At 59.2% G+C, this 1,109-nt stretch carries 1 protein-coding gene; it reads right to left on the reverse strand.

All coding sequences use genetic code 11. From position 1 onward, the window contains the following. Positions 1-122 precede the first annotated feature (122 nt). Positions 123-1,007: a 4-hydroxy-3-methylbut-2-enyl diphosphate reductase gene (locus tag ACYSMN_RS22325; protein WP_488926141.1), complete on the reverse strand. Its 885-nt coding sequence runs from the start codon at positions 1,005-1,007 to the stop codon at positions 123-125. Between the last annotated feature and the right edge of the window lie 102 nt (positions 1,008-1,109).

The raw sequence follows: 1,109 nt of genomic DNA on the forward strand, positions 1-1,109 counted from the left end.
TAGCGGTGCCAGAGTAGCCGGCGATTCTGGCACCGCTACGCGGCGCCACTTCGCTGATACGGCCGTGTGTGCTACAAGCCTTGAGCCACTACACGGCTACGCTGCCATGTGGAGTTACAAGCCTAAGCTACTTCTTCGGCAACTTGCTCAATTCGGTCTTTGACGCGCTGCATGAGCCACATGGGCGTGCTGGTAGCACCGCAAATACCCACCGACGCTGCCCCCTGGAACCACTCGTCGTCCAGCTCCTGCTCGTTCTCAACGAAGTAGCTGCGCGGATTGGTTTTGTTTACCACCGAAAACAGCGCCTTGCCATTGGAGCTTTTGCGGCCACTCACGAACACGATAACGTCGTGCTGCTCGGCAAACTTGGCCAGCGCCGGCTCCCGGTTGCTCACCTGCCGACAGATGCTGTCGTTGGCATCAAAAGCTTCCAGCGAGCCGCCCGCCGCCTGAATACGCTCCTCAATCACGGCCTTCATGTGGTAGAAGCCGGCCGTGCTTTTGGTGGTTTGGCTGAAGAGCGTGACGGGCCGCGTGAAGTCCACTTGGTCGAGGTCGGCTTCGGTCATGACGATGATGGCGCGGTTGCCGGTCTGGCCCGTGAGGCCCGCTACTTCGGCGTGGCCCGGCTGCCCATAAATCACGATTTGGCCATCCTGGCGCAAACTGGCATCGAAAGCGTGTTTCACGCGGTTTTGCAGCTTGAGCACCACCGGACAGGAGGCGTCAATCAGCTCAATGTTGTTGCGCAGGGCCAGCTGGTAGGTTTCCGGCGGCTCGCCGTGCGCCCGAATCAGCACCTTACAGTCGTGCAGGTGTTCGAGCTGTTCCCGGTCGATGATGCGCAGACCGTGCTCGTGCAGGCGCTCCACCTCCATGCGGTTGTGCACGATGTCGCCGAGGCAGTACAGTGTTTCATCATGGGCCAGTTCGTCCTCGGCCATTTGAATGGCAAATTCGACGCCGAAGCAGTAGCCGGAATTTTTATCGATCGTGACGTTCATGAGATTAGTGCCTCGTGCGTAGTGCTTAGTTGGTAGTGCCTCGTGCTTAGTGCCTCGTGCTTAGTGCCTCGTGCTTAGTGCCTCGTGCTTAGTGCCTCGTGC

The organism is Hymenobacter sp. M1-2 (genome assembly GCF_057808495.1).